This is a genomic window from Vreelandella sp. L-25 (assembly GCF_056857535.1).
Map to the genome: position 1 here is coordinate 40,174 of NZ_JBSXNH010000089.1, position 24,891 is coordinate 65,064.

Annotated in this window: 26 protein-coding genes and 2 riboswitches; of the genes, 10 read left to right on the forward strand and 16 right to left on the reverse strand. The window is 59.3% G+C overall.

The window, feature by feature from the left end; all coding sequences use genetic code 11:
- Nucleotide 1 precedes the first annotated feature (1 nt).
- Nucleotides 2-652, reverse strand: coding sequence for a TetR/AcrR family transcriptional regulator (locus AC13CN_RS15330; RefSeq protein WP_054645052.1), 651 nt, complete (start codon nucleotides 650-652; stop codon nucleotides 2-4).
- A gap of 98 nt (nucleotides 653-750) precedes the next feature.
- Here AC13CN_RS15330 and AC13CN_RS15335 point away from each other — a divergent pair, with 98 nt between their 5' ends.
- The 3 genes from AC13CN_RS15335 to AC13CN_RS15345 are packed head-to-tail and all read left to right on the forward strand — an operon-like array spanning nucleotide 751 to nucleotide 4,632.
- Complete coding sequence (locus tag AC13CN_RS15335) at nucleotides 751-1,908, forward strand: efflux RND transporter periplasmic adaptor subunit (RefSeq protein ID WP_253027758.1); 1,158 nt, start codon at nucleotides 751-753, stop codon at nucleotides 1,906-1,908.
- Nucleotides 1,895-2,992 (forward strand): efflux RND transporter permease subunit, encoded by a 1,098-nt coding sequence (locus AC13CN_RS15340; protein ID WP_253027757.1) that lies wholly within the window; start codon nucleotides 1,895-1,897, stop codon nucleotides 2,990-2,992. Before AC13CN_RS15335 ends, AC13CN_RS15340 begins: the two co-directional genes overlap by 14 nt.
- Nucleotides 2,956-4,632 carry an efflux RND transporter permease subunit gene (locus tag AC13CN_RS15345; protein WP_474790665.1) on the forward strand — a complete coding sequence of 559 codons (1,677 nt, stop codon included), beginning with the start codon at nucleotides 2,956-2,958 and terminating at the stop codon, nucleotides 4,630-4,632. Before AC13CN_RS15340 ends, AC13CN_RS15345 begins: the two co-directional genes overlap by 37 nt.
- Here the strand turns inward: AC13CN_RS15345 and madM are convergent.
- From madM to AC13CN_RS15365, 4 genes are all read right to left on the reverse strand, one after another.
- Nucleotides 4,629-5,390, reverse strand: a complete 762-nt coding sequence (gene madM, locus AC13CN_RS15350) for a malonate transporter subunit MadM (protein WP_039175076.1) — start codon at nucleotides 5,388-5,390, stop codon at nucleotides 4,629-4,631. The two genes, AC13CN_RS15345 and madM, sit on opposite strands and share 4 nt — an antisense overlap.
- A 15-nt stretch (nucleotides 5,391-5,405) precedes the next feature.
- A complete protein-coding gene (gene madL, locus AC13CN_RS15355) occupies nucleotides 5,406-5,840 on the reverse strand; it encodes a malonate transporter subunit MadL (RefSeq protein WP_039175078.1) in 435 nt (144 codons plus the stop codon).
- A gap of 163 nt (nucleotides 5,841-6,003) precedes the next feature.
- Entirely contained in the window at nucleotides 6,004-7,548 is a 1,545-nt protein-coding gene (locus AC13CN_RS15360; protein ID WP_253027755.1) for a malonate--CoA ligase, read from the reverse strand.
- A 38-nt stretch (nucleotides 7,549-7,586) separates the two neighbouring features.
- Entirely contained in the window at nucleotides 7,587-8,933 is a 1,347-nt protein-coding gene (locus AC13CN_RS15365; RefSeq protein ID WP_474790664.1) for a malonyl-CoA decarboxylase, read from the reverse strand.
- A 120-nt stretch (nucleotides 8,934-9,053) separates the two neighbouring features.
- Here AC13CN_RS15365 and AC13CN_RS15370 point away from each other — a divergent pair, with 120 nt between their 5' ends.
- On the forward strand, nucleotides 9,054-9,716 hold the full coding sequence (locus tag AC13CN_RS15370; RefSeq protein WP_253027754.1) for a GntR family transcriptional regulator: 663 nt from the start codon (nucleotides 9,054-9,056) through the stop codon (nucleotides 9,714-9,716).
- Between the two features lie 48 nt (nucleotides 9,717-9,764).
- On the opposite strand, the gene AC13CN_RS15375 is transcribed toward AC13CN_RS15370, so the two are convergent.
- The gene (locus tag AC13CN_RS15375) at nucleotides 9,765-11,006 is read right to left on the reverse strand and encodes a D-amino acid dehydrogenase (RefSeq protein ID WP_474790663.1); all 1,242 of its coding nucleotides are present in this window, start codon (nucleotides 11,004-11,006) and stop codon (nucleotides 9,765-9,767) included.
- Nucleotides 11,007-11,066: 60 nt separating this feature from the next.
- Nucleotides 11,067-11,174: riboswitch (glycine riboswitch) on the reverse strand.
- An 8-nt stretch (nucleotides 11,175-11,182) separates the two neighbouring features.
- A riboswitch (glycine riboswitch) is annotated at nucleotides 11,183-11,273 on the reverse strand.
- Between the two features lie 191 nt (nucleotides 11,274-11,464).
- Between AC13CN_RS15375 and AC13CN_RS15380 the strand changes: the two genes are divergently transcribed.
- A complete protein-coding gene (locus AC13CN_RS15380) occupies nucleotides 11,465-11,758 on the forward strand; it encodes a hypothetical protein (RefSeq protein ID WP_044630200.1) in 294 nt (97 codons plus the stop codon).
- Here the strand turns inward: AC13CN_RS15380 and AC13CN_RS15385 are convergent.
- Complete coding sequence (locus AC13CN_RS15385; protein WP_074211421.1) at nucleotides 11,733-12,644, reverse strand: DMT family transporter; 912 nt, start codon at nucleotides 12,642-12,644, stop codon at nucleotides 11,733-11,735. The two genes, AC13CN_RS15380 and AC13CN_RS15385, sit on opposite strands and share 26 nt — an antisense overlap.
- Nucleotides 12,645-12,749: 105 nt before the next feature.
- Between AC13CN_RS15385 and AC13CN_RS15390 the strand changes: the two genes are divergently transcribed.
- Complete coding sequence (locus tag AC13CN_RS15390) at nucleotides 12,750-13,277, forward strand: HPP family protein (RefSeq protein ID WP_016915214.1); 528 nt, start codon at nucleotides 12,750-12,752, stop codon at nucleotides 13,275-13,277.
- On the opposite strand, the gene AC13CN_RS15395 is transcribed toward AC13CN_RS15390, so the two are convergent.
- On the reverse strand, nucleotides 13,268-13,855 hold the full coding sequence (locus AC13CN_RS15395; RefSeq protein ID WP_062374154.1) for a gamma-glutamylcyclotransferase: 588 nt from the start codon (nucleotides 13,853-13,855) through the stop codon (nucleotides 13,268-13,270). The genes AC13CN_RS15390 and AC13CN_RS15395 overlap by 10 nt on opposite strands.
- A gap of 75 nt (nucleotides 13,856-13,930) precedes the next feature.
- On the opposite strand from AC13CN_RS15395, the gene AC13CN_RS15400 reads away from it, so the two are divergent.
- The 3 genes from AC13CN_RS15400 (at nucleotide 13,931) to AC13CN_RS15410 (ending at nucleotide 16,702) form a co-directional block, all read left to right on the forward strand.
- A complete protein-coding gene (locus AC13CN_RS15400) occupies nucleotides 13,931-14,110 on the forward strand; it encodes a hypothetical protein (RefSeq protein WP_474790662.1) in 180 nt (59 codons plus the stop codon).
- 26 nt (nucleotides 14,111-14,136) lie between these two features.
- Nucleotides 14,137-14,991, forward strand: coding sequence for a sirohydrochlorin chelatase (locus AC13CN_RS15405; RefSeq protein ID WP_474790009.1), 855 nt, complete (start codon nucleotides 14,137-14,139; stop codon nucleotides 14,989-14,991).
- Nucleotides 14,992-15,115: 124 nt separating this feature from the next.
- Nucleotides 15,116-16,702, forward strand: a complete 1,587-nt coding sequence (locus AC13CN_RS15410; RefSeq protein WP_474790672.1) for an ABC-F family ATPase — start codon at nucleotides 15,116-15,118, stop codon at nucleotides 16,700-16,702.
- A 3-nt stretch (nucleotides 16,703-16,705) separates the two neighbouring features.
- On the opposite strand, the gene AC13CN_RS15415 is transcribed toward AC13CN_RS15410, so the two are convergent.
- The 3 genes from AC13CN_RS15415 to AC13CN_RS15425 all read right to left on the reverse strand — a co-directional run bounded on the left by AC13CN_RS15415 (nucleotide 16,706) and on the right by AC13CN_RS15425 (nucleotide 19,079).
- Nucleotides 16,706-17,308 carry a cell division protein ZipA C-terminal FtsZ-binding domain-containing protein gene (locus AC13CN_RS15415; RefSeq protein WP_483053236.1) on the reverse strand — a complete coding sequence of 201 codons (603 nt, stop codon included), beginning with the start codon at nucleotides 17,306-17,308 and terminating at the stop codon, nucleotides 16,706-16,708.
- 28 nt (nucleotides 17,309-17,336) lie between these two features.
- The gene (locus tag AC13CN_RS15420) at nucleotides 17,337-17,804 is read right to left on the reverse strand and encodes a TspO/MBR family protein (RefSeq protein ID WP_483053237.1); all 468 of its coding nucleotides are present in this window, start codon (nucleotides 17,802-17,804) and stop codon (nucleotides 17,337-17,339) included.
- 156 nt (nucleotides 17,805-17,960) lie between these two features.
- The gene (locus tag AC13CN_RS15425; protein ID WP_483053238.1) at nucleotides 17,961-19,079 is read right to left on the reverse strand and encodes an alkene reductase; all 1,119 of its coding nucleotides are present in this window, start codon (nucleotides 19,077-19,079) and stop codon (nucleotides 17,961-17,963) included.
- A 182-nt stretch (nucleotides 19,080-19,261) separates the two neighbouring features.
- Here AC13CN_RS15425 and AC13CN_RS15430 point away from each other — a divergent pair, with 182 nt between their 5' ends.
- Nucleotides 19,262-20,017 carry a FadR/GntR family transcriptional regulator gene (locus tag AC13CN_RS15430; RefSeq protein ID WP_074211423.1) on the forward strand — a complete coding sequence of 252 codons (756 nt, stop codon included), beginning with the start codon at nucleotides 19,262-19,264 and terminating at the stop codon, nucleotides 20,015-20,017.
- A 14-nt stretch (nucleotides 20,018-20,031) separates the two neighbouring features.
- Here the strand turns inward: AC13CN_RS15430 and AC13CN_RS15435 are convergent, their stop codons facing one another.
- The 5 genes from AC13CN_RS15435 to AC13CN_RS15455 all read right to left on the reverse strand — a co-directional run bounded on the left by AC13CN_RS15435 (nucleotide 20,032) and on the right by AC13CN_RS15455 (nucleotide 24,881).
- Nucleotides 20,032-21,291, reverse strand: a complete 1,260-nt coding sequence (locus AC13CN_RS15435; RefSeq protein ID WP_483053239.1) for an allantoate amidohydrolase — start codon at nucleotides 21,289-21,291, stop codon at nucleotides 20,032-20,034.
- 52 nt (nucleotides 21,292-21,343) lie between these two features.
- The gene (locus tag AC13CN_RS15440) at nucleotides 21,344-22,045 is read right to left on the reverse strand and encodes a DUF1028 domain-containing protein (RefSeq protein WP_074211425.1); all 702 of its coding nucleotides are present in this window, start codon (nucleotides 22,043-22,045) and stop codon (nucleotides 21,344-21,346) included.
- A 15-nt stretch (nucleotides 22,046-22,060) separates the two neighbouring features.
- Entirely contained in the window at nucleotides 22,061-23,455 is a 1,395-nt protein-coding gene (locus AC13CN_RS15445; RefSeq protein ID WP_074211426.1) for a YfcC family protein, read from the reverse strand.
- Between the two features lie 158 nt (nucleotides 23,456-23,613).
- Nucleotides 23,614-23,985: a hypothetical protein gene (locus AC13CN_RS15450; protein WP_228219410.1), complete on the reverse strand. Its 372-nt coding sequence runs from the start codon at nucleotides 23,983-23,985 to the stop codon at nucleotides 23,614-23,616.
- 155 nt (nucleotides 23,986-24,140) lie between these two features.
- Nucleotides 24,141-24,881 (reverse strand): TSUP family transporter, encoded by a 741-nt coding sequence (locus AC13CN_RS15455; protein WP_483053240.1) that lies wholly within the window; start codon nucleotides 24,879-24,881, stop codon nucleotides 24,141-24,143.
- Between the last annotated feature and the right edge of the window lie 10 nt (nucleotides 24,882-24,891).

Sequence of the window (24,891 nt, forward strand, 5' to 3'; positions counted from 1 at the left end):
ATCAGCGCCGCCCATACGCCATTAAAAACACGTCTACAGCGCTGGTGATCTGGCGCTTTAGCTCGTCATCCGTGGGCGGTGGGCGTACGCCCATACGAACTTCTTTGGTCAGCATTCCCTGCCACATGCTGCAGAGTTGATCGGCAGCTAGTGCGGGGGCGGGCAGGGTAAGGTGGCCTGCGCTGGCCAGTCCTTCCAGTTTTTCCCGCAGCCACTGGCTAATAGCCCAGGGGCCTGCCTCAAAAAAAGCCTGTAACAGCTTGGGGTGCTGCTCGCCCTGCTGACTCATCACCCGTTCGACCGCCAATACATGGGGCTCCAGTAAAAAGCGCACCATGCCGATGCCTACCTCAATGAGCGATTGGCGTACCGCGTCGTGGGTGTCAGGGAGCTGCTCTAACCCTTGCCGAATTGTCGCGGTTTCCCGCCGTATCACGCTGCCAAACAGCGCTTCCTTAGACGTAAAGTGCCCATACACCGTCACTTTGGAAACGCCCGCCTCTCGAGCAACGGCCTCCATGGTGACGGCTTCCAAACCATTGCGGAAAAACAGGCACGCTGCAGCGTCCATCATCGCATTACGTTTGGCCATATCTTTAGGGCGGCCCGCGCTGCGTTTTTGGTCAGATGACGGCGGTTGAGCGTCTGTCATGCAATTAACCTCTGCCCATGCATCAATAGTTATTGAACGGTGGCGTACACATATTATAGTGAACGTTATCGTTCAAGAATAAACCATTTGAGGCCAACATGGGCACGTTAAACACTTCCTGGGGGCATCGGCTGCGCGGCATGCTGGCGGCACTGCTGATGATAGGCGCTACCGTTGTGGTAATACTCCTGCTAACCAGCCAGCACAGTAGTGCCCAGCAGGCACGCCAGCAGGGGGTAGATAACGCTTTATTACAGGTGGCAACGATTCCGCTTGCCGAGGCAGATGCGTTGAGGCGGGAAGTGCGCTTAACCGGTCGGGTGGTGGCGCGCCAGTCGGTGTCGTTGGCTTTTGAGCCAGCGGGGCGGGTGGAAGCCGTACTGGCCGAGCGCGGAGATGCGGTTGAACAAGGGGAGGTGCTCGCCCGTCTGGATACCCGCCGCTTGGAGAGCCGTTTAGCCGAAGTGGCGGCGCGCAGCGAAGAAGCCAGTGCCAGCTTGGCCCTTGCCCAGCGCCAGGAAGAGCGCGAAGCGCAGCTCAATCAAAGCAACTTTGCTAGCCGCACGGCGCTGGACCAAGCCCGCACCGACCGCTTAACCCTGCAAGCGCGACTCGCTGCCCTAGCGGCCGAGCGCGATAGTCTCACGGCTGACTTAGAAGACAGCACCCTAAAAGCCCCCTTCGCTGGGCGGGTGGTAGAGCGCCATATTGATGTGGGCAGCTTGGTGAGCAGTGGCACGGCGGCTTTCGATATCGTGAATACCCGCCACTTAGAAGCGCACCTTGGCTTGCCAGCCCGGCTAGCGGCGACGTTCACCATGGGGGAGTCTGTGACGCTGCACGTAAACGGCCAGCCTATTACGGGTGAGGTGCTTGCTCGCCTGCCCCAGGTGGATAGCGACAGCCGCACGCAAACACTGGTGGTGGCGCTGACAAGTAACAGCCGCGCGGTGCCTGGCGATCTGGCCGAGTTGAACTACTCAATTACCGAGCACGCTAGCGGTTACTGGGTACCACTATCTGCACTACGTGCCGCCGACCGCGGGTTGTGGAACGTACTGGTTGCCGAACCTCAGGAAAATGAGCGCTACCGTGTGGCACAGGCGAGCGTAGAGCTGCTGCATACCGAAGGCGATGACGCCTTTGTGCGTGGCACGTTGGCCCCCGGTATGCGATTAATTAGCAGCGGCACTCACCGCATCACGCCTGGGCAGCAGGTCACACTCAGCGAGGAAGTGGCCCATGCAGCGCATTGAGTGGTTGTTTAATCGCCGCCTGCTGGCGCTGTCGCTTGGCTTGCTCATTGTCGCGGGGCTATCGGCTATCCAAACCCTTCCCAGGGCGGAAGACCCACACCTTGTCGCGCGGATTGCCACCGTGCTGGCACCGTACCCAGGGGCGACTCCCGAACAAATCGAAGCCTTGGTCGCGCGTCCTATCGAACAGGAGCTACGCACCATTGCTGAGATTGATGTGCTGGAATCTACCTCGCGGCAAGGCATTGCCGTGCTCAGCCTGGAACTGAGCGACGCGGTGACCAATGTCACGCCGGTGTGGAGCCGCGTGCGCGATAAGCTCAGCGATGTAGCGCCCTCGCTACCGGAAGGCGTGCAAACGCCGGAGTTGTTGGATGACCGTGGCTATGCGTTCAGTATCGTGGCCGCTCTGCGCTGGACGTTGGATACCCCTCCCAATCCACAGCTGATGGAGCGCTATGCCGAACGCCTAGAAGATCAGTTACGGCAGGTAGCGGGCACCGAATATACCAACCGTTTTGGCGTCGCCGGGGAGCAGGTCGAGGTGATGGTAGACCCGCTGGAACTGAATGCGTTAGGACTCTCGGTTGGTCAGCTTGCCGGGGCCATTGAGGCGAGCGACGGCCGCCGCACGGCTGGCGAGGTGGTCACGCAAGGGCATCGGCTAACGGTGGGCTTGAGCGGCGAGTTTGATGCGCTTGACCGGCTGCGAGAGATCAACGTCACCACCCAGCAGGGCCAGAGCGTCAAGCTAGGAGAAATTGCCGAGCTGCGCCGTGGCGTTCAAGACCCACCCAGCGCGGTGGCGCTGCTAAACGGTGAGCGGGCCGTATTTGTAGGTGCCCGTATGGTGCCGGGACAGCGTATCGATGCGTGGGTTGAGCGTGCCCAGGCGCAACTGGCGGCGTTTGCCGATGAACTGCCGATAGGGCTGGCGGTAGAAGAAGTCTTTGAGCAGGCCAGCTATACCAACCAGCGTCTCAGTGATGTAGCGATTAGCCTACTGATGGGCCTGGTACTGGTGGGGAGTTCGTCGGGCCGCTTGCCATGGCGGTCATGGTGGCGCTGGTCAGCTCTTATCTGATTTCGCTGCTGCTGGTGCCTGCGCTTTCGCCCATGCTGCTGGCCAAGGTAGCCGCTAAACCGCCTGTCCCGCGAGATAATATAATGAAGCGGGCGTTTCGCGGCACGATTCGCAGTACACTGCGCCACCCCGTGGCGGCGATGGTGATCACCCTCTGTGTGCCGGTAGGTGGAATAGCGCTGATGCCAACGCTAGACGTGGCGTTCTTCCCTCTCGCCGACCGCGACCAGTTCCATATTGAAGTGCGCTTGCCCGCCGCCAGTAGTATCGCCAAGACAGAAGCGCTGGCCCACGAAGTAGAGAGCATGGTGCGCGAGCTGCCGGGTGTAGTGCGTGTCTCGTCGTTTATCGGCGAAAGTGCGCCGATGATGTATTACAACGTGTTAACTAATGAAGATAACAACCCCGCCTTCCTTCATCTGATCGTCGATACGGTATCGTTAGAGGCCACCAATCAACAGGTGCCGGGGCTGCAGCAATCTCTGGATAAGCGCTTTCCTCAAGCCCAAGGCGTTGTGCGCAAATACGAGCAAGGCTCGCCTTTTAAAGCGCCCATTGAGCTTCGCGTGTATGGCGATGATCTGGAGGTGCTCTCCTCCCTGGGCCTGGAGCTAGCGGGCCTGATGCACCAGCTTCCCCAGGTAACCCACGTACGCGCAGGGATGCAGCGTGATTTGCCTCGGCTAGTGCTTGATGTCGACCACACCGCATTGAGCGATGCAGGGCTGACGACGCAGAGCCTGGCGGAACAGGTAGGTGCTGCCCTCTCCGGCCAGCCTGCCGGTATGTTGTTGGAAGATACACAACAACTACCGGTACGTGTGCGTTATGCCGATGGGTGGCGTACTGATGCCGAGCAGCTAGCTGCACTGCGTTTGGTGAGTGACCAAGTGGCTGAAGGCTTACCGTTAGCGGCTGTTGCTGAAAGCTATCTTGCCCCTTCATGGAGTGTGATTACCCGACGAAATGCCGAGCGAGTGCAGCTGGTGCAAGGCTATTTAGTGGCGGATGCGCTACCGGCCGTATCCATGGCGCAGTTAGATGCCAAGCTTCAGGCAGCGCTTGAGAACGGTGAGCTGACGTTGCCTGCTGGATACCGTATTGAAACAGGGGGAGAGGCCGCCGAGCGTGACGAGGCGGTGGGCCAACTGCTGGCCTCGGTGGTCTTGCTGGTGATCGCCATGGTGGCCACCGTGGTGCTGGCGTTCAACTCCTTCCGCCGCGCCGCCATTGTCTTTATCGCTGGAGCACAGGCCATGGGCATGGGGATTGTGGCGCTGCTGATGAGTGGTCATGCGTTTGGCTTCGTGATTATCGTCGGCATTATGGGGTTGGTAGGCGTCGCCATTAACGCCACCATCATTATTGTTGCCGCCTTTGATGACGATCCGGCCGCTCGCCAGGGTGATCTGTCGGCCATGTTGGCGGTGATCAGTGGGCCGACCAGTCGGCACATCGTATCGACCACCATCACCACCTTTGCCGGGTTGATCCCGCTCATGTTGGCGGCTGGGGGGCTATGGCCCCCCTTCGCGCAAACCGTCGGGTTTGGGCTGCTGCTCGCCACCCTGGTGTCGTTCTTCTTCACGCCCGCGCTGTATCGCTTGTGGGTGGCGAGGAGGGCTGTTGCTCGCGGTTAGAAAATGGCTCGCACTGCCAGGTAGAGCACCGACGGTGCCAGCAGGGCACCCAGCCCGGTGTAGAAGGTCGCCGTCATGGCGCCGTAGGGCACCAGCCGCGGGTTGGTGGCGGCAAGGCCTGCCGCGACCCCGCTGGTGGTGCCCATCAGGCCACCGAAGATCATCGCCGAGCGGGGGTTGTCGAGCCCAATGTGCCGGGCCATGGCGGGCGTCATGATCATCACCAGGATGGACTTCACCAGACCGGCGGCAATCGACAGCGCAATGATGTCCGAGGACGCCCCGATCGAAGCCCCGGCAATGGGGCCGACGATATAGGTCACCGTGCCTGCGCCGATGGTGGTCAGGGACACCGGGTCCCGGTAACCGAAGGCGAAGGCCACGGCGACCCCGGCCACGAACGAGAGCACCACGCCAAGAAACAGCGCCACGACGCCGCTCATGCCCGCCGTGCGAATCTCCTGAAAGCGAACGCCATAGGCGGTGGCGATGATGGCCAGGTCGCGCAGCATGCCGCCGCCCATCAGGCCCAGCCCGGCGAACAGGCTGATGTCGGCCAGCCCCTTGCTGCCGCCCGTGGTGATCCCGCCCACATAGGCAAGCGCCAGGCCGACCATGATGGCAATGGCAGAGCCATGCACGCGGCCTTTGGTGAGTTTGTCGCTCAGCACGTAGGAGAGGTACATGGCGCCGCCCACCAGGGCAAAGGCCGCCACCAGATGCTGTCGTTCCAGTTGCGTAAACAGTGATTCGATCATCGTCAAAGCCTCGGGTTAGCGCGCTTGGCTGGGCGCTGGGCGGGAGTGAGGTTGGGCATCGGCAGCAGGGCTTGTGGCTTCGTCGCCGTCATCGACGGCTGGCTCGCGCCGCCCAAACAGGGGGATGACCAAAAAGCTGGCCATGACGGCCACGAAGCCCGCCAGAATGGCGATCATGCCGCCATCCAGCGCTGCCGCGACATCCTGACTGGCGGCCATGGCCACCACGATAGGAATGTACATACCGTTCCAGAACGTGATCCCGCTCTCGGTACTGGCCGGCATTTTCTTCTTGTCCATGAGATAGCCGCCCAGAAAGATCAGCAGCAACATGGCGATACCCACACCGCCAACATTGGATGTAACGCCGAGCATCATGCCCAGCACGTCACCGGCCCAAAGGCCCACCAGCATGCACCCTGCCAGCAGGGCAACACCGTAAATCACCATGGTCATTTTCCTCTATTGTCATTGTTGTTAGGTAGTGCGTGTTCGATGGGCCGCCGTGTCTGGTTTCCTCGGTCGCGGCGGCGCCATCTTTCCCGTCAGCGGGGAATTCGTGCGTGTTCTATTGCTAAGTTCTATGGCTAGGTTCCAGGACTAAGTTCAATGACTAAGACAGGGCCGCGTGGCTTGCGTGGCGCTCGAAGGTGTCGGCGTAACGCTCGCGCAGCTGGTTTTTCTGCACTTTGCCCATGACGTTCCTCGGCAGCGCTTCCACGAACACGATGTGCTTGGGTTGCTTGTACCTGGCCAGCTCGTTTGCCAAGGCGGCGCGAATCGGCTGTTCATCCACCTGATCAGGGGCCGCCGGGACCACCACGGCGACCACGCCCTCGCCCAGGTCGGCATGGGGGACACCAACCACCGCCGACTCCAGAACCCCGGGAAGGTCATCGATAATGGCTTCGATTTCCTTGGGATAAACGTTGTAACCGCCTGAAATGACCAGGTCCTTGTCGCGGCCAACAATGTTCAGGTAGCCGTGCTCATCGATTTTTCCCAGGTCACCGGTAATGAAGAAACCGTCTGAGCGAAACTCGGCGGCCGTCTTTTCGGGCATCCGCCAGTACCCCTTGAAGACGTTGGGGCCGCGCAGCTCCACCATGCCGGTCTCGCCATCGGCCAAGGGTTTGCCCGATTCACGGTCGGTAATACGCACTTCCACGCCGGGCAGCGGCATGCCCACGGTTCCTGGCCGACGCTGGCCGTCATAGGGGTTGGAGGTGTTCATGTTGCTTTCGGTCATGCCGTAGCGCTCGAGAATCGCATGGCCGGTGCGGGCTTCGAAGGCTTCATGGGTGTCGGCCAGCAAGGGTGCCGAACCGGAGATGAACAGCCGCATGTGGGCGGTGGCCTGCCGATCGAGTCGGGGTGATTGCAGCAGGCGGGTGTAGAACGTGGGCACACCCATCAACACCGTTGCCTTCGACATGCGCGTAATCAGATCTTCCACCTCCAGCTTGGGCAAGAAGGTCATGGAGGCGCCATTCACCAGCGTGATGTTACAGGCCACGAACAGGCCGTGGGTATGGAAGATGGGCAGGGCATGCAGCAAGTGATCGTGCTCGCTGTAGTGCCACGCTTCGGTCAGCGCCTGGCAGTTGGACGCCAGGTTGCGGTGGGTCAACATGGCGCCCTTGGAGCGCCCCGTGGTGCCGGAGGTGTAAAGGATGGCGGCCAGATCGTCCGGCCCGACTTGGCAGACGTCGCTGGTTTCCTCCACCTGTGCCAGGTCGTGCATCAAGCTACCGTCAGCCTGGGTGCCTAGGCTGACGATATGCGTGACGCCGCTGGCCTCGCCGTGCTGGGTGGCACTGTCGAGGTCGTCGGGACGGCAGACATAAATATGCGGCTCGGCATCGGACAGAAAGTAAGCGATCTCCTTGCCCGTATATGCCGTATTGAGCGGCAGGTACACCGCCCCCACTTGCAGGCTGGCCAGATAGAGCATCAGCATCTCGGGGCTTTTGTCGATCTGCACGGCTATGCGGTCGCCGGGCTGAAGACCCCAGGCGCGTAATCGGCTGGCCAGGCGGCGGCTGGTCGAGAGCACATCCCGGTAGCGATACTGGCGGCCATCGTCGGTATCCATCAATACCTTGTCAGGCTGGCGTTCGAAGTGTGGGTAGAACAGGCTGAAAAGATTATGGTTCATGGTGGGTCCTTGTTGTTGTAGTGAAGTCAGGGTCATGCCTAGGCCTCGACGGTCATGTAGTGCTGTGCCTGGCTTGCCAGGCGGCGAATGTCGCTGGTGCATACCACGCTCTGCTGTTGGCTGAAGGCTTCGTGGTTCTGCTCGATGCGATTGAGCTGGTAGAGGTAATTGACCATCACCCCATGGGCCTGCTGCCACCCTTTGGGGGACGTGTCGGCGGGCCAGTTGAGGCGGTGCAGGCTGGCGCCATTCCCCAGGTGGAAGCGGGCCACCGGGTTGAGCGGCTGGCCGCTCTTGTGTTTGACCTCGGTGAGGTAGTAAGCCACCAGGCGCAGCAGCGCTTTCTGGTGCGCGGAAGGCGTGTCGTGCTGGGTCAGCGTGCCTTCTTCCAACTGCTGTTCCAGCGCTTCGGGCAGCGTGACCGCCCTCGAGCGGCGCTGGGTGGCCAGCCACTCCGCAAAGCCGGGTACCGGGGAAAGGGTGACGAAGTTCTTCAACTGGGGCAGTTCACGGCTCAGCTCCTGCACGACCTGCTTGATCAGGAAGTTGCCGAAGGAGACGCCCTTGAGCCCCGCCTGACAGTTGCTGATGCTGTAAAACACGGCGGTATCGGCATCGGCCAGCGGCAGCTCTTCTTCGTTCTCCAGAATGGCCTGGACGTTGTCGGGAATTCCCTTGCACAGCGCGACTTCCACGAAAATCAGCGGCTCATCGCCCGTGGCAGGGTGGAAAAAGGCGTAGCAGCGGCGGTCTTCCGGGTCCAGGCGGCGGCGCAGCGCGGTCCAGTCGCTGATCTCATGCACCGCCTCGTAACGGATCAGTTTTTCCAGCACGGCCGCCGGGGTGTTCCAGTCGATGCTCTCCAGCACCAGAAAGCCGCGGTTGAACCACGAATTGAAAAGATGCGAAAAGTCGGCATCCAGGGCCGCAAAGGAGGGTGAGGCGCTGAGCCGTTTCAGCAGGTTGGCGCGCATCTTGACCAGCTCGTAGGTGCCTCCCGGGCAGAGGTTGAGGCGGCGCAGCAGGTCTTGCCGCCGGGGCTCGCAGGCGCTGAAAAGCCGCGCCAGGGCTTCGTTGTCCTGGCGCTCGCGGTACACTTGGTAGGCCGCGTGGATCTGTTCGGGGTCAGCCGAGTAGGCATTGGCCAGCAGCGAGAAAAACGCGTCCTGTTCCTGCTCGGTCAATTGGCTATAGTGGCTAAGGGCTGCTTGAGCGGTCAGTATTTGTGTGGCTTCGCCACCTGGCAGCATCAGCTTTTCACAAGCGTCGAACAGCCCCTTGAGGTGCACCTCGGGCGAGTAGGAGGTCACCGAGCGGTATTTGGTGCGGGTGCGTTCACTGATGTTCGTGAGCAAGCCCTGTAGAAACGTCATGTTCATCTGCATACATCTGGCTCCGCGCATGATTGTTATGAGATTGTGGCTGCAAGGATGTTTCGATGCGATGTGTTATATATAACAAATAGACTTTTAAAATATTTCAGTCAAGTAAAACAGAGGCGACTTATGGCTAAGGTGTCACAGGCACATCGACTGCGCGATCTACTGGAAGACGCCATCGTGGAAGGGCGCTTTCTACCCGGTGATCGCCTGGACCCTGATGCGCTCGCGCTGGAGTATCAATGTTCCAGAACGCCCATCCGGGAAGCCATTCAGCAGCTGGCCATGTCGGGCATGGTGCAGGTGGTCGCCAAGCGCGGCACTTTCGTCACCGAGCTGAGCATTTCAGAGCTGGTAGAGCGGTTTGAGGTGATGGCCCAGTTGGAGGGGCTGTGTGGCCGATTGGCGGCGCGGCGCATTACTGCCGACGAGCTGGCACTGCTGCAGGACGTTCACCTAGCCTGCCAGGCCAAGGTGGAGGCGGGCGACAGCAATGGTTACTACTACGAGAACAGCCTGTTTCACCAGCGCATCTACGAAGCCAGCCATAACCAGTTCCTGGCGCAGGAGGCCGCGCGGCTGCATGCGGCCCTGCAGCCTTATCGCAGAATGCAGCTACAGGTGCGCATGCGTCTGGAAAGCTCGTTTGCCGAGCACGACGCCATTGTGGCGGCGATAGCGGCAGGGGAGGCCCAGCAGGCGGAAACCCTACTGCGCGACCATGTGATGATTCAGGGGGAGCGCTTCAATGACCTGGTGGCGTCGGTGCAGCAGCTCAAAAGGGCGTAGCCTGCCAGGCGCCTGATCGGCGTTTGGCAGGGAGCGCAGGTGCCAGCCTTACCGCGAGGCCGCCAGCGGTGTGGCCACGGTAGTATCCACCGCATCCGCCAGCATCTCGGCGGTGATGGCCGAGAGTGTCCAGCCCAGGTGGCCGTGGCCCGTGTTGTAGAAAACGGTCGGCAATTTGCCGGGGCCGACTTTGGGCAGCATGTTCGGCATCATCGGGCGCAGGCCCGCCCAAGGCACCACTCGCTGGGTGCTGACGCCGGGGAAGCACTGCTCTACCCAGCGGACCAGCGGCTGAATCCGATCATTGCGAATGTCGCGGTTCGCGCCGTTAAACTCAGCGGTACCGGCCACGCGGAAGCGGTCGTTCCCTAGGCGGCTGGTCACCAGCTTGGTTTCGTCATCCAGCAAGCTCACCGTGGGTGCGGCCTGCTGTGAGGCTTCGTCGTCCAGCTGCACGGTGATGGAGTAGCCTTTGACCGGGTAGATGTTGACGCGGTCGCCTAGCTTGGCGGCGATGGCACGACTGCCAACGCCCGCACACACCACCACGCTATCAAAGCTGTGCCGCACCTCTTCGCCGTCCACCGAAGCGCTAACCCACGCGCTGTTCTCATCCGCCCCCAGGTCGGTGACTTGATGGCCGTAGTTAAGATGCACACCCCGTTTGGCGGCTGCGTTCGCCAATCCATTGGTGTACTTATGGATATCCCCGGTGGCGTCGCTTTCGGTAAAGAAGCCGCCGTAGTAGCTACCCGCCAGCGTGGGTTCGATGGCGCGCATTTCCTCCGGGGTCACCGCGCGGCGCTCAAGCCCGCCTTGGTGCAGAAGCTGTGAGACCTTAGCGGCATGCTCGTAGCCCGCTTTATCGCGGTAGATATGCAGAATGCCTTTCTGTTTCAGGTCGAAATCGATCTGCTCGTCTCGCGCCCACTGAAACAGGTGCTCCCTGGCGGCAATGGCGAGGCGCGTTGTTTCGGTGGTGTTGTCGGCATAGCGGGGAATGGCGGCGATAAATTCCGCAAACCAGCTCAGCTTGTGCCAGGTAGGGCGAGGATTGACGAGCAGCGGGGCGTCGTTTTTCAGCATCCAGCGCAGGCCTTTGATGACCGTAGGCCAGTGGTTCCATACCTCAGCGTTTGAAGCGGAAAGCTGGCCACCGTTGGCAAACGAGGTTTCCATCGCGGCGTAGCGATGCTTTTCAAACACAGTGACGTCAAAGCCGCGTTTCACGAGGGCGTAGGCGCTGGTAATACCGGTAATACCACCGCCAATAATTGCAATGCGTTGCATGAGTCTCTCCACAGATTGTATGAGCGTCGGGCGATACCCCCAGCAAACATGTTTGCTAGGCGTACCCCTTCCGTCATGGAACCTGAGAGATTCACGCCGATGATGTGGCGCTTGCTCCTTCGGTGGGCTGAGTGACGCAGTCATCAACCGCTCTTCGGAACGTATTGGTAAAAACGTTAGCCGTTGCGGTCCGTTGGCCTGAGAGTTTCCGGGGTCGTTGCTCCTTCGGCGCTGGTGTCGTGTACCAGTCTCTCCCGCAAATGCGTACTTAACGTTGTAACGCGGCAGTGCTAAAAAGGGAATAGGCGAAAGGTGGAAGCCGCTCCGCTTAATCACCTGGCTTTGCCAGTTTGCGTGTTTTCACACACAATGCCCGCTATCTTCAACGAGCTATCTTCAACGAGCTATCTTCAACTCGCTATTTTCGATCAATTATCTTCAAGCAATGGACAACGCGCATGCAGGCAAACGGATTTTTTGAGGGCATCGGCGAGGCGATAGGCGACGCCATCCGAGTCGTGGTGGAGTTTTTGGTGGGGCTCTTCACCAACTTCTTTGGTGCCTTTGATGACTTTATCGGCGGGCTGACGCGTTCGCTGGGGATTAACGACTCGTTTTTAAGCCTAGCGATACTGCTGATTGGCCTGCTGGTGCTATGGGGCGGGCTGCGTGCGTTTTTGCGTGGCTCCATTATTGGCGGCATTTTCCGCACGCTGATTGGGCTGTTTATCCTGTCGTGGCTGATGATGTAGCGCCCCGACCACCGACCCACGCCTGCGCAACGCCGCAGGCGATCACTAGCCCACAGCCGCTTAACTGCAAAGGCGAAAGCGCTTCGCCAAACAGGCTCCAGCCAAAAATCACCACCGCCACCGGCTCACAGTAAGCCAGCGTACCGTAGAGGGCGGTGGGCAGGCGGTTAATCGCCATTACCGCGCACAGCAGCGCCAAAAAACCGGGCACCAGGCCAGCAGCCACCAGCCACGGCACTTGCCACGTGCTGGCCGTTAGCCCCTCTGGCTGCCATAAAGCAAACGGCAAGATGACCAGCGCCCCGACTGCTAATTGCCAGAAGGCGCAGGTGCGGTCATCCAGGTGGCGCGGCAATCGGCGGTTCGTCAGGATAAAACCGCTGTAAGCTAGCATGGCCGCTAAGCCAAAACCCATGCCAATCACGTCCTGCTGATCGTCCAGGTTGAGCCGAAACTCCTGCATCATCGCGAACCCAAACAGCGCCAAGCCAATGAGCGAAACCTGCGCCGCTGCAAGCCGTTCGTTAAATAGCGCATGGGCCGCGATAGCCGCCACAATCGGCGCGAGATACACCATCAAAATGGCGTTGGCCATTTGGGTGTAGTTCATCGCCTGCACGTAAAACAGGATGAACGCCGCCAGCAAACTACCGCTAATCACCACCTGCCGCCCTGGCAGTGTGGTGAGTCCTGCATGGCGTTTTGTCAGCAGTAAATAGCCGAGCAAAAACAGCGCCCCTAACCCCAACCGGTAGAAGGTAATGCTCTCTGCATTCAGCCCGGTGATGCGCGAGATCACGCCGATGGTGGCCATGCCCACGGCAGCCACTACCGCTAGCAATAGGCTGGAGGGAGCAACGGTGAGCGAGGGAGTCGGTAGTGGCATGCTGGTCGTCCTTGAGCGAGTTTCATGAGCATATGACGCATCGTCATTTGCTTCTTTGGTGCATTTTGTCATCATCTGCACTCTTTTTGTGCAAAGGCGAGTGCGATGAAAACGTATCTTGGTAAGATGCGCGGAGAACGAACGCCGCGCCCCCGGGTAGGCTGGCAGGATGCCTGCTGGTCGTGGCTGGGTGCCTTTACTGGCATGGCGCTGATTTGCTGGCTAAGCGCCGAGTGGCTCTCCCAGCAGCTGTTGATCGTGGGCTCGTTTGGGGCAACCTCGGTGCTGATTTACGCCGCCCCGGAAAGCCCTTTTGCCCAGCCCAGTCATGTGCTGTTTGGCAGCGTGCTCTCTGCCTGTGTGGGCGTGGGCTGCTATCAACTGCTGGGGGCCACGCCGCTGTCGATGGCGTTGGCGGTGTCGCTCTCCATTTTGGTCATGCAGCTTACCCATACCGTTCACCCGCCAGGGGCTGCCGCTGCGCTGATTGCCGTGGCAGGCGGTGCCAGCGTGCATCAGTTGGGCTGGTGGTACCCGCTGATCCCCATTGGCGCAGGCTGCATCGTCATGCTGGTGGTGGCGATTCTGGTCAATAACTTGGCGCGCCACCGCCGCTATCCGCGCTACTGGTAGCGCTGTAGCTGCGCTTCCAGGGCAAAAATATGCGCATCTTCGGTGCCCAACTCGCGCAGCGCTTGGGCGAGGTTCAGCAAGTAAGCGCTGTTAGGGCCGCTGGGACCATGGGCCTGGGCTATTTGCTGGGCGATATCGGCCAGCGGGGCATCGCCTAAAAACGCCGGGTTGTCTTCGCTGGCCAGATAAATCAGCCCCTCGCTAGGCGCTTGGTCGGCGTCAGGGTTACCCGCTTCATCCAAAAACGTCAGCGTGACTTTTTCCCGCAGGTAGCCGTTTTTCTCCCGCACATCCAACGGTGCGAGCACCTCTGGGGTGATGCGGTAGGCCATGCCGTGACATACCGCACCTTCGGCACGAATCAGCGTCGCCACACGCCCCGGCGCTTCCGGCGTGCCGCGGTGGTCGTGGGAACCCTGCCAGAAGCGCCGCGCCCAGCCGGTAATCGCTGCAGGCCGGCGCTCTAAATAGTCAAAATCGGCTTTCCAAATCAGCGAACCGTAGCCAAAAAGCCAGATATCCGCATGGCCGTCGAAGAAGTTTCTTTGCTGGTTTAACGTCGTGGTATCAAGCAACATAAGCGATCTACATTTGTGACCAAAGTGGCTGCACGCGCATGGCGTTAACGGTGGTTCATCATCCGGGTTATACGATTGATTTACCAGCCAGACGTAGTGCTCTATGACGCGGGCGTGGATGTGCATCACGACGACCGTCTAGGCTACCTCTCACTGAGCAGCAACGGCCTCTACGCCCGCGACCGCTATGTGCTCGACCTGTGCCGCCACGCGGCCATTCCCGTGGTGGCGGCAGACGTACTGGCGGCTCATTAACGCTCCGATTGAAAAGGATGAACGCGATGCGCGCTATTTTTCTGGTCGATAACGGCTCTCTGCGGCCTCAGGCGACCCATAATCTGCGCCGCGTGGCGGCAGCGTTGAGCGAGACGCTAGGAGAGACTGTTCAGGCGGCCTCGCTGTTGCACTCCAATAAAATCCCCGCTGAAGAGGTCGACGGCATTCCCGCCATTACGTTAGGCCCCGCCGCCGAACGCAGCGCCGAGGCAGGCGCCACCGAGATTATCGTGCTGCCGTTTTTCTTCGGCCCTAGCAAAGCGCTAACGGGGTACTTGCCGGAGCGAATGGCCGCGTTGCAGGCACGCTTCCTTAACGTGTCGGTGCGGGTTGCGCAGCCGCTGGTGGATGAGCTGGGGAATAACGACCTGCGCTTGGCACAACTGTTGGCCGATAACGTACGTGCGCAGCTGCCTGAACAAGGCGCTGCCAAGGTCGCGCTGGTGGACCACGGCAGCCCCATTCCCGACGTTACCGCCGTGCGTAACCGCTTGGCCGGGCAATTGAGCGTGCTGCTGGGCGACGACGTGCGCTGCGTGGCGGCGGCCTCTATGGAGCGACGTGACGGCGACGAGTACCGCTTTAACGAGCCGCTGTTGGAGCACCTGCTGGATACTCCCGAATTCAGCAGCGGCCACGTGGTGCTGGCGATGCTGTTTCTCTCCCCAGGCCGTCATGCCGGTGAGGGTGGCGATATCGCCGAGATCTGCGCCGCCGCCGAACAGCGCCACAGCGGGTTGAAGGTAACGACCACCGCCCTGGTAGGCGAGCACCAGGGAAGTGTTGAAATTCTACATTCGCGCCTACGCCAAGCGCTTGACGGTGAACGTTTTCTGCTTGAAATGCCTGCTCAGCAGTAAAGTGCCCGGTTAAGGGAAGCGCGCAAGGGGAGATGTAACGTTGTCCAAAGGCGCGTAGAATCGCGAGCTTTTGCACGCATGTCGCTCCTCCATCAGGGCTATGTCGCCAACCAGGGTCTCTATCTTGATCGCCACCGCCAACATCACCATGCAATTTGGGGCCAAGCCCCTGTTCGAAAACGTCTCCGTCAAGTTCAATAACGGCCATCGCTACGGTTTGATTGGCGCCAACGGCTGCGGCAAGTCCACCTTCATGAAAATTCTCGGTGGCGAGTTGGAGCCCTCGTCTGGCCAGGTGATGCTGGATAGCAGCACCCGGCTGGGTAAGCTGCGCCAGGACCAGTTTGCCTACGAGAACGAGCGGGTCATCGACACCGTTATCATGGGCAACGCCGAGCTATGGAAAGTGGCCGCCGAGCGTGAGCGCATCTACTCGCTGCCTGAAATGAGTGAAGAAGACGGCATGGCCGTAGCGGATTTAGAAGTGCGCTACGCCGAGTTGGATGGCTACACCGCCGAGTCCCGCGCGGGCGAGCTGCTGCTGGGCCTGGGCATTCCCATCGAACAGCACACCGGCCCCATGAGCGAAGTTGCTCCCGGCTGGAAGCTGCGCGTGCTGCTGGCCCAGGCGCTGTTCTCCGACCCGGACGTGCTGCTGCTGGACGAACCCACCAACCACCTGGATATCAACACCATCCGCTGGCTGGAAGAGATTCTAAAAGCGCGTAGCAGCACCATGGTGATTATTTCCCACGACCGTCACTTCCTGAACAGCGTGTGTACCCACATGGCGGATCTGGATTACGGCGAAATCACCCTGTTCCCCGGTAACTACGACGACTACATGACGGCCGCCACCGCTGCCCGTGAGCGTCAGCACTCTGATAACGCCAAGAAGAAAGCGCAAATTGCCGAGCTGCAGCAGTTCGTCAGCCGCTTCTCGGCCAACGCCTCTAAAGCGAAGCAGGCCACCTCGCGGGCGCGCCAGATCGATAAAATTAAGCTGGAAGATATCAAACCCTCCAGCCGGGTGAGCCCGTTTATCCGCTTTGATCAAAACAAGAAGATCCACCGTAACGCGGTGAACGTAGATGCGATTACCAAAGGCTACGACGGCGAGCCGCTGTTCAAGCGCTTCTCTATGACTGTCGAAGCGGGCGAGCGCATTGCCATCATCGGCCCTAACGGCATTGGCAAAACCACGCTGCTGAAAACCCTGGGCGGGGATCTACGCCCAGATGCCGGTGAAGTGAAGTGGACCGATGCCGCCGAGCTTGGCGTATTCGCCCAAGACCACGCCGATGACTTCGCCAATGACGCCACGCTGTTTGAGTGGATGGGCCAGTGGACCAAAGGCGGCGAACAGGTGGTGCGCGGCGCGCTGGGCCGCATGCTGTTTTCCAGCGACGATATCGGCAAATCGGTGAAGGTGATTTCCGGCGGCGAGCAGGGGCGGATGCTGTTCGGTAAGTTAACGCTCACCAATCCCAACGTGCTGCTGATGGACGAGCCCACCAACCACCTGGACATGGAGTCTATCGAGGCGCTCAACCTGGCGCTGGAGAACTATCCTGGCACGCTGCTGTTCGTCAGCCACGACCGGGAGTTTGTCTCCAGCCTCGCCACCCGCATTATCGACATGCAGCCGGAGGGCATCGTCGACTTCAGCGGCAGCTACGACGACTACCTGCGCAGCCAGGGCGTGGTGTAGCGCTTAACCAATGATTTGAGCGTAGGTGGCCTCGGTGGCTGGCTCTCGGTCGGCATCCAGCATGTCGCCGCTGAAGGTCTCGTTCATCTCTTTGGCGAGTTCCACATACACGTGCATCTGCTGATTGCGGCGTTTGTGCAGCGGCGGCTTCACCAGCAGGCTAACCCCCCGAATGGGCTCGTGGGTTTCCCCGCGTAGCAGGTCGGGCATTTCCCCAGGCGGGAAGGCGTTGGCCACGGTAATCGGGTTAGATGCCTGCTGGCCGTCGATCAAAAACACCTTCTTGATGGCGTCGTAATGGGCGCCTTTGCCACGCAGCCACTCGGTCAATCGCTCATCGGTGGTGACATCCGGCTGGTTGAAAATGACGAACAGCGAGTGCTGTTTGACCTTCCCCGTGCGCTTGGCGGGAGCGGGCGGCGGCTCTTCCGCTGGCGGCGGCGTAGGCGCGACGACCGGTGCCTCTGTCTTTGCCTCTGCTTCTTCGGCCTTGGCCTTAGCGCGACGCCGTTTGGGCACCACGACGTAAGCGAAAATCGCTGCGGCCAATATGCCTAACAGCAGAGAGGCAAAGGCCAGTAGAACGGGCAGTGACGTTGTATCCATGGGGTAACACCCTTTTGTTAGTTAACCCTTAGGCGCTATTTAATCGCAAAATGGTGGCGTTGAGTGCCAGCGCGAGAGCGACCCACAGCCAGTAAGGCACCATTAGCCAAGCCGCCAGCGTACTGACTTGCGCAAACAGGCCAATGGTCACTGTAATCAATCCTATCAGCAGCACAATATCTGCCAGAGCAGCACCGATCTGCTTGCGCCCAAAGAACAGCCAAGACCACGCCGCATTTGCTAGCAGTTGCGCACCATAAAAGGCAAGGCTGGCGCTACGCAGCGCGGAGCCTTCCGCCATATAGATCCGCCATGCTGCAATCGCCATCAAGAGATAGAGAATCCCCCAGGCGATGGGGAAAGCGAGGTCGGGCGGTGTCCAGCGAGGTTTGCGCAGCGCCCGGTACCAGCCATCGGGACGAAAACGTGCGCCTGTGGCCGCAGCGGCCCCCACCAGTAGTAATGAGACCAGCAGCGCCAACAGTGAACCGAGCATGTGCCACCTATCCTTAAGTGTGAGAAGACGCGTTAAAACGAGTGAATCAACAGCCTAGCAGCGTTTTAAAACCATTAGACATAAAAAAAGCATCACCTAAGTGATGCTTTTTATCAATAAGGGTTCCCTTTTTAAGAAACCCTGGCAAAGGCAGGCTTAGCCCATGCGGTCATATCCGTTATCCATAAACGGATAGTCGGTGTAGCCCTTCTCATCGCCGCCATAGAACGTTTCATGGTTCGGCTCGGTGAGCGGGGCGTTCACACGGAAGCGTTCCGGCAAATCGGGGTTGGCGATGTAGGGGCGGCCAAAGGCCACGGCATCGGCGGTGTTTTCCTTGATGCGCGCTTCGGCACGCTCGGCGTCGTAGTTGCCGCAGTAGATCAGGCTGCCGCTGAAGCGCTCGCGCATCTGCTCGCGGAAACCATCGGGAAAAGTGATATCGCCACCTGCCCAGTTGGGCTCGTTCAGGTGCAGGTAGGCCAGGCCGCGCTTGGAAAGCTCTTCGGCCATGTAGAACGCCATCGCTTCCGGTTCGTCGTCGGTCAAGCCGAACAGCTCGATGAACGGCGTCATACGGATGCCGACACGCTCAGCACCAAACACTTCCACGACCGCATCGACCACTTCCAGCGGGAATCGGGCACGGTTTTCCAGCGAACCGCCGTACTGGTCGGTGCGCTTATTGGTGCCGGTGGCCAGGAACTGGTTCAACAGGTAAGCGTTGGCAGCGTGGACTTCGACCATATCGAACCCGGCGCGCTTGGCACGGATGGCCGCTTGGCGGTAATCATCCACGATGCCAGGAATCTCGTTGGTTTCCAGCGCACGCGGCGTGCTGGTGGGGTGCTGACCAGCGGTGCCGTCTTCGAATTCAACAAAGCACTGAGCGCCTTCACCTTTCAGCGCGCTGGGAGCTACCGGCTGCTGGCCGTTCGGCTGCACCATCTCATGGGAAACGCGGCCCACATGCCACAGCTGCAGGGCAATACGGCCACCTTTGGCGTGAACCGCATTCACGACGCCTTTCCAGCCCGCTTCCTGCTCATCGGTCCAGATGCCGGGCGTGTACACATAGCCACGGGCAGTGGGAGAGATGTTAGTGGCTTCGCTGATGATCAGGCCCGCACCGGCGCGCTGGCCGTAATAGGCTTCCTGCATTTTACCCGGCACGCTATCTGGCGTGCGCGAACGGGTCAGTGGTGCCATGATGATACGGTTAGGAACCGTCAGGCTACCGAGCGTGGTGGGGGTAAATAGTGTTTCGAAAACCATCAAATAAGCTCCTTTTGGATGCTTTGGTAAAATAGTACGCCCAACAATAGACCAGTTTACTAGTTAGTGCCAGCTAGATACTTACAACACTATTGCAGAGTAGTGTCGCTATGATGGAAACGCCCAAACCATAAGCCTCTCTGGTACCCTTGCTGCTTATTTGTCAGGAAATTCTCGACAGCATGTTAAAAAACGCATCGCAGCGCCGTCCTTATCAGGTGGCGGAAACCATCAAGTGCTGGATTGTGGATCGGCAGTTAAAGCCAGGAGACCGGCTGCCGAGCGAGTCGGAGTTAATGGACACATTGCAGGTGTCGAAAGGCACAGTGCGCGAGAGTACGCGCGTACTGGAGGCGCAGGGCCTGGTGGAAACCCGTACGGGGCCTGGCGGCGGTGCCTTTGTACGTGCGATGAGCGATGCAAAAGCGGTGTCTTTGCTAAGTAATTATCTATTTTTCAAAGATATTTCGATCAAAGATATTTATCAGATACGCCTAGCGTTAGAACCGGAACTGGCGGCTTCATTGGCGGGGAAAGTGAGCCCAGCAGAGCTGGCGCGCTTGCGTGAGAGTCTGCATAGCTATTCCGGTCCGGCAAACGATAGCGAGACGGAGCGCCAGCAACACCTCGATTCGCTACATTTTCACTTGATGCTTGCTGAGTTGGCAGGCGGCAATCAGTTGCTGACCTTTATCATTCGTTTCACGATTCAAGTGCTCTCGGATCTGACGATATATCATCGACTGTATGAGCCAGCCACCTATGACTTTGGCCAGGTGGGATGTCGCTATCATGCGCAAATACTGGATGCGATCGAGCTAGGGGATGCGGAAAGCGCTTATAGCATCATGCGGGAGCATATGCTGGATGCCCAGCGGGTAATGAATCAGCAGGAGGCCCAGGTACGCCGAGGCTTTTTACCTGAGCCACTGAAGTAAACGCGGTCAATGAGCTATGGTGTTCCCAGCTGTTGTAAAAACGCCATGACCACCCTCGTTGCCGCTTCACCATCTTCGGCGGTAATCGCTTCGTCGGGATGGTGGCTTAACCCATCCTTGCAGCGCACAAACAGCATTCCGATATCCGTTAATGCCTGCATGGCCAAGCCATCGTGCCCAGCACCACTGAACAGTCGCTCGGCAGGCTGGCCAACATCGGTACAGGCCTTTTCTAGGGCGGCCATTATCCAATCGGCACACGCAACGGCATCGGCGCTGTACGTGCTTTCCATCTCTAGCAATAGCCCTCGGCGAGTCGCCACTTCTTCCATGGCGGCGTAGACAGCGTCGCGACCTCGTTGCCGGATATTGCGCTTAGGTGAGCGTAGCTCAACAGTGAAAGTGACCTCGGCAGGAATGACATTGACGGCATTTGGGTGGACATCTAGCTTGCCCACCACGCCGACCAGTTGATCGGTGCTCTGCAGCACGCTATCGACGGCCAAAACCATCTCTGCCGCGCCAACGAGGGCATCATGTCGCATGGGCATCGGTGTGGTACCTGCGTGTCCGGCCTTGCCGCTTAGCGTAACGCGGTGGCGTTCAATGCCCGTTAGCGCCGTGACAACACCCACGGCATGATGCCGTTGCTCAAGAATAGGCCCCTGTTCGATATGGACCTCTAAAAACCCCAGCGTGTTGGCAGGGTCGCGGGCGATTGCGGGGATTTCACTTGGCTGGCAGCCGAAGGCGGTCAAGGCCTCTTCAAGCGACACGCCCTGTTCATCCCGAACGGCAAGCTGATCGGGCGTTACGTTACCCGCTAGCGCTTTACTGCCAACCAATGTGGTAGGAAATCTCACTCCCTCTTCGTCACCAAACGCGACCACCTCGATGCCAAAGGGGAGTGTCACCCCTTCGCGCTGAAGCGCTTCCAGTGCCAGAATGGGCAGCGCAACGCCCAGCATCCCGTCGTACTTGCCTCCTTCGATCACCGAATCCTGATGAGATCCCATGATGAGGGTTTTTTCTCCTGCCCGTGCCTTGGGGCAGCGCCCCACGAGGTTTCCAGCAGCGTCCAGTTGTGGTGCAAGTCCGGCTTGCTCCATCCAGCCGCTGATGAGTGGCAGTACATCTCTGTGCTCCTGAGAGCAAAACAGTCGGGTAACACCGGCGCCGGGAGCCGAGCAGCGAGCAGCTTCATCAAGGCGCTTGATTAATACTTGCCCCAATTCATTTTGGGCAAATGGAGCATTCACAGCGGCTTTGGTCATAAACTCTCCGTTAGGCGATGGTGGCCAACAACCCAGCAGCGTGGAAGCGCGTCTAGCGTAGCGGCAGCTGGCGCCAAAAGGCTTGGAAATCGTCGCGCATGAACTGGCCAGCTAGCAGCCTTAGGGCTGCTACAACGTCTTCCGACCAGTCAACGCGTAAATCAATGGGAGCTTGCTGGAACGACTCGATACGCAGTGCAGCCGAGCGGGTGCCACGCTTATCGCCACCCGTATCCAGCGCGGCATCGAGAGCGTCAATGAGGTTCGCCAGCAAGTGCTGGTCGTGATGGTTTGGGTAGCGGGGCGCTTCGCTTCGTTTAATGGCAGCGCCGCTGTTGGTGGTGCTAACGCTTAGAAACCGCTCGGCCAAAACCTTCACGACATCGCGGCTTTGCAGCATGTTGCCGACCGCAGCGACGCCGGGAAAGCAAACGGCCTCCACTTCAGCGATGTTCTCGCTTCCGGAATGTACCGATGAGCGGCCATGGGCATCCATCACCAAGCATTGGCGTAGCGCGGCGTCGCTATCTTGGCTGACTGCTACGTCAAGGGCCTGCTTAGCGGTGGCGCCATCGCGCAGTGCGTCACACACACGAGCCGGGTACCAGGGGTTGGTAAATCGCCCTTGGGTGACGCACGCGCCAATGCCGCGCCAGCAATGATGCACATAGCCGCCTACCGCCACTCCACCGGTGGCAGTGATGGTGGCGACAGTGCCTGTGGCCGGGTGGCAGTGAACCAGTGAAAGCGTCATGGTGTTAATGCGGGCTTAATAGCCCACCAAGTGACCAATCACCAGCCCAATCCAGGACAAGACATAGACCAGCACCATAAAGGGCAGAATGGCCTTGAGCCACTGGGCATAGGAGACGCGACCAAGTGCCAGCATGGCCAGCGTACCGCCTGAGGTTGGTACAATCAGGTTGGTCAAACCGTCGCCCACCTGGAACGCTGTGATCATGAGTTGGCGACTCATGCCGACAAGGTCTGCCACGGGAATAAGAATCGGCATGGTCACCAATGCCTGGCCGGAGCCAGAGGGAATGAACAGGTTGATGATACCCTGCACCACACTGGCCATGATGGCAGAGAATATCGACGGTATACCGTCAATCAGCGCGCTCAGAGAATTGACGATGGTGTCGATAATGACGGCCTGTTCAAGGATGACCTGAATAGAGGCCGCTACCCCAATCACCAGCGCGCCGGCGGTGACGCTGGCAGCACCCTCCATCATCTGTTTGACGATGCCGTTTGCCGACAGGCCGTTCAAAGCACCAATGACGATCGCCAGCAGTAGAAAGGTGCCTGCGATCTCGTTGATGTACCAGCCGCGGGTAAAGACACCGATCAACATGGCGATTAGCCCGCCTACAAATACCACCATGGTCAGAATATTGCGCTTGGTCAGGCGATATTCACTTAATGGCTTACTCAATGACTCGGCGTTGTCGGGCTCTTCAAACTCCATTTTGACGACGCGCTTGCAGATATACACCGAGAGCAAGGCCAGTGATGAAAGTACCAGCAGCGTGCGCAGCCAGGCGCCGGAGAAGGTCGGCAGCTCGGCGATACCCTGGGCAACGCCCACGGTGTAAGGGTTGATAGGCGAAAGAGCAAAGCCGATCCCGATGCCGCCGACGGCCATGGCGGTGCCCACCAAACTCGAACAGCCGATGGCACTAGCGATGAGCACTGCAATTGGCACCAGCGCGATATTGTTTTCAAACCCAACCGCCACGCCAAAAAAGCCGTAGATAAAGGTGCCAACGACGATGATCATATTGCGTCGGGCAACGCCAACGCGGTTAACCGCCACGCCTATCGCGTTTTCCAGCGCGCCGGTCTTTTGCAGAATGTGAAACAGCCCCCCGGCGATAAAGACGATAAACAGGTATTGCGAGGCGGCAATAAGGCCTTCAGGAATCGCCACGAAAATATTGAACAGAGGAATATTGGCGACATCTTCCAGGTAGGCAAATGAGCCTGGTACGACGACCGTGCGGCCATCTTGAGTCACTCTTTCAAATTCACCCGCAGGGATAATAAAGGTTAGAAAATACGTCGCGACCAGGATGAGAAAGATGAGCACCATGGGGTCGGGAACCGCCTGATACCATTTTTTAGGCGAGCCAGAGGCTGCCGCGTTTTGTTGTTCAGCCATGAGGATACCCTTGCTTGTGATGTGTCTCAGCGTGGACGCTCGTTGGCGTCTTACACTGAATTTATCATGATAAATAGAAGGGTCAAGCAAGGCCTTTAACGATACTGATCTCTAAACCGCCCCAATCCTCTGGGTACTGAACGGGATTTAGAAAAACACTAGTGCCGCTGCCAAGGCCAGCGACGTTTAACAGGTGTATCAATCTGCCCGATGGCGCTGGTGAGCGGCAGCATGATCGCGCTGAGTTGGCGGTGGCAGACGGCGCTGCTGAGTACGCCGGGGCACTGTTTGAGCAGCAGGTCGCACTGTTGGGAGGCGATAAAGAGCTGCTCTACAACCGCAGGCGCGAACAGCGGCTTGGCCTGCTGGCAGCAGCGGGTCAGCTCTCGGGAGAGCATTGAGAGCATGCTGGTGTCTAGCCAGCAGGGCAGCGGATCTTCTAGCCGTCCGGCAATCGAGTGCTGAACGGCTTCAAACGATGTGCGTAAAAACAGCAGGGTTTGACGAAGCTGGCGCTGTTCACTGGTCATGTGACGTCCCTTTACCTCAACGGCTCTTTATCTACCAATGTGCTGGCTAAAAAGAGAGTGTTTCTCATTTGCATCTTTTGGAGAAGATAGCCTTACTCAATCGCGGTGTCAATTACAGGCTATGAACGAATGAGGAGTGGCGGTACCGCCAACGCTTAGCGGCTGAGCAGGTACACCCCCTGCAGGAAGTAGAACACCCCAATGCCGGTGACGATCCAGCGGGTCCAGGTGCGGAAGTTGGCGTCGGTCAGGCGTTGCAGAATCCGCGTGCCGGTTTGGGTGCCCAGCATGGCAAACGGGGCGGCCAGTAGCACGATGCTCCACTCACCCACGCTGAGCGCAAGGGCGGCACCCAAGTAGAAGAGGATTTTGATGGAGTGGGCGACCACTTGAATCATGGCTTTGGTGGCCACGACTTGGCGGCGGTCCATCTGCGAGCGCACGAAGAAGATATCGATCAGCGGGCCGGAGACCCCGGCGGCAATCGTGAGGCCGCCCGAGGCGATGCCGCAGCAAAACGCGTGGCTGGCGCGATGGGCATCGAGCTGGAACCAGTGCTTGGGCGTCCAGACCAAAATCGGCAGCAGCCCGATCAATAAGGAAACGGTGGCCGCATTGGGCGTGTAGTTAAACAGCAGCAGAAGCCCTGCCGCGCTGAGTACTCCCAGCGCCATCAGTGCCACAATGCGCCACACGATAAAGCGCCGCGAAAGCCATGCCCGAGAGGCATTAGCCGTTAACTGAATCACCCCATGCACGGCCATGGCAGTACTGGCGGGGAATATCACCAGCAGGAACCACAGCAACACCAGCCCGCCCGCCATACCAAACACACCGGAGAGCATGGAGGTGAAAAACACCACGCCGACAAAGGCGAATCCCATTAACAGTGTCATGAAAGACGCC

Excerpts from the sequence above, each read along its gene's own strand:
- AC13CN_RS15360 (WP_253027755.1), bottom strand. The coding sequence starts at position 7,548 with ATGAACCATAATCTTTTCAGCCTGTTCTACCCACACTTCGAACGCCAG.
- AC13CN_RS15425 (WP_483053238.1), bottom strand. The coding sequence starts at position 19,079 with ATGGTTTTCGAAACACTATTTACCCCCACCACGCTCGGTAGCCTGACG.
- AC13CN_RS15370 (WP_253027754.1), top strand. The coding sequence starts at position 9,054 with ATGGCTAAGGTGTCACAGGCACATCGACTGCGCGATCTACTGGAAGAC.
- AC13CN_RS15345 (WP_474790665.1), top strand. The coding sequence starts at position 2,956 with ATGGCGGTCATGGTGGCGCTGGTCAGCTCTTATCTGATTTCGCTGCTG.
- AC13CN_RS15375 (WP_474790663.1), bottom strand. The coding sequence starts at position 11,006 with ATGCAACGCATTGCAATTATTGGCGGTGGTATTACCGGTATTACCAGC.
- AC13CN_RS15450 (WP_228219410.1), bottom strand. The coding sequence starts at position 23,985 with ATGACCAGTGAACAGCGCCAGCTTCGTCAAACCCTGCTGTTTTTACGC.
- AC13CN_RS15435 (WP_483053239.1), bottom strand. The coding sequence starts at position 21,291 with ATGACCAAAGCCGCTGTGAATGCTCCATTTGCCCAAAATGAATTGGGG.
- AC13CN_RS15405 (WP_474790009.1), top strand. The coding sequence starts at position 14,137 with ATGCGCGCTATTTTTCTGGTCGATAACGGCTCTCTGCGGCCTCAGGCG.
- AC13CN_RS15385 (WP_074211421.1), bottom strand. The coding sequence starts at position 12,644 with ATGCCACTACCGACTCCCTCGCTCACCGTTGCTCCCTCCAGCCTATTG.
- AC13CN_RS15380 (WP_044630200.1), top strand. The coding sequence starts at position 11,465 with ATGCAGGCAAACGGATTTTTTGAGGGCATCGGCGAGGCGATAGGCGAC.
- madM (WP_039175076.1), bottom strand. The coding sequence starts at position 5,390 with ATGATCGAATCACTGTTTACGCAACTGGAACGACAGCATCTGGTGGCG.
- madL (WP_039175078.1), bottom strand. The coding sequence starts at position 5,840 with ATGGTGATTTACGGTGTTGCCCTGCTGGCAGGGTGCATGCTGGTGGGC.
- AC13CN_RS15445 (WP_074211426.1), bottom strand. The coding sequence starts at position 23,455 with ATGGCTGAACAACAAAACGCGGCAGCCTCTGGCTCGCCTAAAAAATGG.
- AC13CN_RS15415 (WP_483053236.1), bottom strand. The coding sequence starts at position 17,308 with ATGGATACAACGTCACTGCCCGTTCTACTGGCCTTTGCCTCTCTGCTG.
- AC13CN_RS15430 (WP_074211423.1), top strand. The coding sequence starts at position 19,262 with ATGTTAAAAAACGCATCGCAGCGCCGTCCTTATCAGGTGGCGGAAACC.
- AC13CN_RS15390 (WP_016915214.1), top strand. The coding sequence starts at position 12,750 with ATGAAAACGTATCTTGGTAAGATGCGCGGAGAACGAACGCCGCGCCCC.
- AC13CN_RS15440 (WP_074211425.1), bottom strand. The coding sequence starts at position 22,045 with ATGACGCTTTCACTGGTTCACTGCCACCCGGCCACAGGCACTGTCGCC.
- AC13CN_RS15335 (WP_253027758.1), top strand. The coding sequence starts at position 751 with ATGGGCACGTTAAACACTTCCTGGGGGCATCGGCTGCGCGGCATGCTG.
- AC13CN_RS15395 (WP_062374154.1), bottom strand. The coding sequence starts at position 13,855 with ATGTTGCTTGATACCACGACGTTAAACCAGCAAAGAAACTTCTTCGAC.
- AC13CN_RS15330 (WP_054645052.1), bottom strand. The coding sequence starts at position 652 with ATGACAGACGCTCAACCGCCGTCATCTGACCAAAAACGCAGCGCGGGC.
- AC13CN_RS15340 (WP_253027757.1), top strand. The coding sequence starts at position 1,895 with ATGCAGCGCATTGAGTGGTTGTTTAATCGCCGCCTGCTGGCGCTGTCG.
- AC13CN_RS15455 (WP_483053240.1), bottom strand. The coding sequence starts at position 24,881 with ATGACACTGTTAATGGGATTCGCCTTTGTCGGCGTGGTGTTTTTCACC.
- AC13CN_RS15365 (WP_474790664.1), bottom strand. The coding sequence starts at position 8,933 with ATGCAGATGAACATGACGTTTCTACAGGGCTTGCTCACGAACATCAGT.
- AC13CN_RS15420 (WP_483053237.1), bottom strand. The coding sequence starts at position 17,804 with ATGCTCGGTTCACTGTTGGCGCTGCTGGTCTCATTACTACTGGTGGGG.